Here is a 2971-nt window from a genome sequence, read left to right on the forward strand (position 1 = left end):
CGAACCTGAAACTTATAAGGTTACAAAGCTTTTAATCGAACTAGGAGCTAATGTAAATTTTGTCACCCCAACCACCCCTTTAGATATCGCAAGAGGATCTAGAAATAAAAAGCTTTTAAAAGATGCAGGAGCAATGACTTCAGAACAAATCAGAAAGAAATTTAATTTACCAGCATATGATTCTTCTCATTGTAAAATTGATGGAGAAACTGATTTTGACTTATTGGGTAAATATCATGATGAATATTCCAAACTTTTAAACGACGCTATAAAAAAGGCTAAGGAGAATGGAGAAAAAAAAGATGTAAATAAAGTTTCAACACAAGAAACTACAATAATTTTAGGAAAAACTCCTAAAGAGCTTATAGATACTGTACAAAATTTTAAAGTTTTAAAAGCTTTAAATTTATTACAAAATGGCACTATTAAAAGCATCGACAAAGACATTTTAAAAATATGTGATGATGCTATAAATGAGTTAATCGATAAAGTTGTAGTAGATTCTAACAAAGGTAAAAATATAGGAGATGGTATTTATATAGAATTTAGTGAATTTATTTGCATTGATTATAATAATGATGGTTATAAAGATTATAGCAAGAGCGTAAGGAAAGAACTTAAAAAAAGCAGTCTTTACGAACTAAGAAAGATTTTAGAAGATATTATAAAAGGTAAAAGCATAGAAAGCACTTTGCGCGATTGTGCTTTTTATGATAAAAAAGGCAAATTTAAACCAAAACATCCAAATCTTTGCTATATTCCATTTAATCTTTTTGAATTAAAAATATTAGTAGAGATGGAATTTATATCTTTAGGGCAAATTGATTTAAGTTATATAAAAGACCTAAATCAACTTTTTGCTAGTTATTCTATGGAAATCATTCATTTGCATACAAATAGGAAAGATTTTAGCGGGATAGAGTCTTGGGATGTGAGCCAAATTAAATACATGAATGGACTTTTTAAAGGATTAAAAGATTTTAATGCAAACTTAAGCAAGTGGAAAGTTACAAATGTAAAAGATTTTGAAGATATGTTTTGTGATTGTGAGTCTTTTAAAAGTGATTTATCTAAATGGAAACCAAAAAAAGCTGAAAATATCAATTCTATGTTTCATGGAGCAAAATCTTTTGACTGCGATTTAAGCGAATGGAATCTACCAAGCGAATTAGTAGAACAATCAAACAATATATTTAGCGACTGCCCTTTGCAAAACAATCCACCTTCATGGTATAAAGCAGTATTTGATATGGATAATCCAAGCTATGAATTATTATGCAAACTTGTTAAGGCGCGTGATTATAAACAAGCTAAAATTATTTTAGAAAAGATACTTCCTTTACAAAATGAACAGTATCAACATATCACTCAGCTTTGTTTTTATGTACCGAAAGGGACAGTAAGCAATGCAATGCCAGACGAAGATTTTTTTAGCGCTCTTGTAAAAAATGCAAAATCTCAAGGCTTTCATATTCCTATTAGTGATAAAGTGATGCATACTTGTTTGCGTTTTGATAGACTAGAATATGCTAAATTTCTTAGGACATTAGGCTATAAAGTAGTAATTACTGAAGAAAATAATTTTGGTTTATTTGTTGCATTAAAACATAAATTGAGCACAGAAAACAAAAATATTTTAGAATTTATCTTGGATAATCTTGATAGCAAAATCGATACTGCATTTTTTGAAAATATTGGACTTGATGAAATGCCTAATAGAAGATTTTGCCATGCAGATGATGAAACACTTGATTTTTTCTTTCAAGAATTAATAAAGCGTTACCCTAAAGAGATGCTTGATGAAAAACTACTAGTTATGTTTGTGAATAGTGATCTTATTTATTTGCTTTTTAAACATGGATTAAAAATAGATTTAAAAAATATACCATATGATCTAAATATAGTAGGAAGATATTACTTAGGACCGATCGATTATCAAGTAAAAGGAAGAGTATCAAGATTTTTGCAGCTTTTAAGACATAATTTATTGCGTGCAGATTCTATTATAGAATATTATGGAGTAAAAGCCCCTGCATTGCTTATTTTTTTAGATAATTTTAAGCATAGATTAGACCTTGATGGTGAAGAATATCCAATAAAAGATATTTTAATAGAATTTGCAAGTCATAATGTAGATATACAAAAGCTTGGAACTTTTCGTGATAAAGATTTTTATGAAATTTTAAAACAAAGTCAATACGAAAAAGAAATATTAGCACTTTTTCAAAAACCCAAAGGATAAAAAATGCTAAGAGATACTAAGAGAGATGAAGCGTATTTTACGAAACATATAATAGAGTGTGAAGAAGATATCAAGAGTTCCGAAGAAATTTTTTTAGAACTTCCTTTTGGAGATAGACAAACTTGTATTTTTTGTATAGAAGATAGAAAAAAATGTATTGCTTTGGATAAATACTCTCGTGGTGATGATATAAACATAGTTAAAAAAGATTTAGAAGCACTTATGCTATTAAAAGAAAAAAATCGTTTAGAAACAGGATTGGATATTGGCTATTACAGGGGAAATGCTATTGAACTTTGCGTTAGAGTATTATTAGATATGGATACCACTTGTTTGTTAGAATTAATAGAAGAAGATGAGAGAAAAAGAAGGGACATACTCAATAGAGATTGGTTTTTACATTTTATAGGTTCTAAGGGTAAGAATTTAAATTTAGAACGCAAATGCATTCGTAAAGAACATGAACTGATTAAAGAATTTATAGCCACACAAGATATTGAGTTTTTACATCAATATATGAAAAAACATACAAGGTTAAGGGATCCTTTAGATACCTGGGATCTTGAAGGTGCTGCAATTGTAAAACTAATGAATTTGGATAAAGAAGAATTTAAACAGTATAAATACTTTCCTTATGATTTAATATAATCTTAGTGGGTTTAAAAACCCACAAGGCTTTTTATGGCTAAAAAAAGAAAAATAACTCTTCCTAAAATAGAAGATGTTAAT

At 28.4% G+C, this 2971-nt stretch carries 2 protein-coding genes and 1 pseudogene; all 3 read left to right on the plus strand.

The features are described 5' to 3' along the window. A pseudogene (locus tag ACOTVC_RS08485) lies at window positions 1–289 on the plus strand (ankyrin repeat domain-containing protein); the annotation flags it as partial. 660 nt (window positions 290–949) lie between these two features. After that, on the plus strand, window positions 950–2242 hold the full coding sequence (locus ACOTVC_RS08490; RefSeq protein ID WP_421628319.1) for a BspA family leucine-rich repeat surface protein: 1293 nt from the start codon (window positions 950–952) through the stop codon (window positions 2240–2242). Between the two features lie 3 nt (window positions 2243–2245). Beyond that, entirely contained in the window at window positions 2246–2890 is a 645-nt protein-coding gene (locus tag ACOTVC_RS08495; RefSeq protein WP_421628317.1) for a PoNe immunity protein domain-containing protein, read from the plus strand. Window positions 2891–2971: the final 81 nt, after the last annotated feature.

The organism is Campylobacter sp. GB48 (assembly GCF_049221845.1).
Lineage (GTDB): Bacteria > Campylobacterota > Campylobacteria > Campylobacterales > Campylobacteraceae > Campylobacter_D > Campylobacter_D lari_C.

Coding starts and splice junctions, on each gene's coding strand:
- ACOTVC_RS08495 (WP_421628317.1), top strand. CDS start 2,246: ATGCTAAGAGATACTAAGAGAGATGAAGCGTATTTTACGAAACATATA.
- ACOTVC_RS08490 (WP_421628319.1), top strand. CDS start 950: ATGAATGGACTTTTTAAAGGATTAAAAGATTTTAATGCAAACTTAAGC.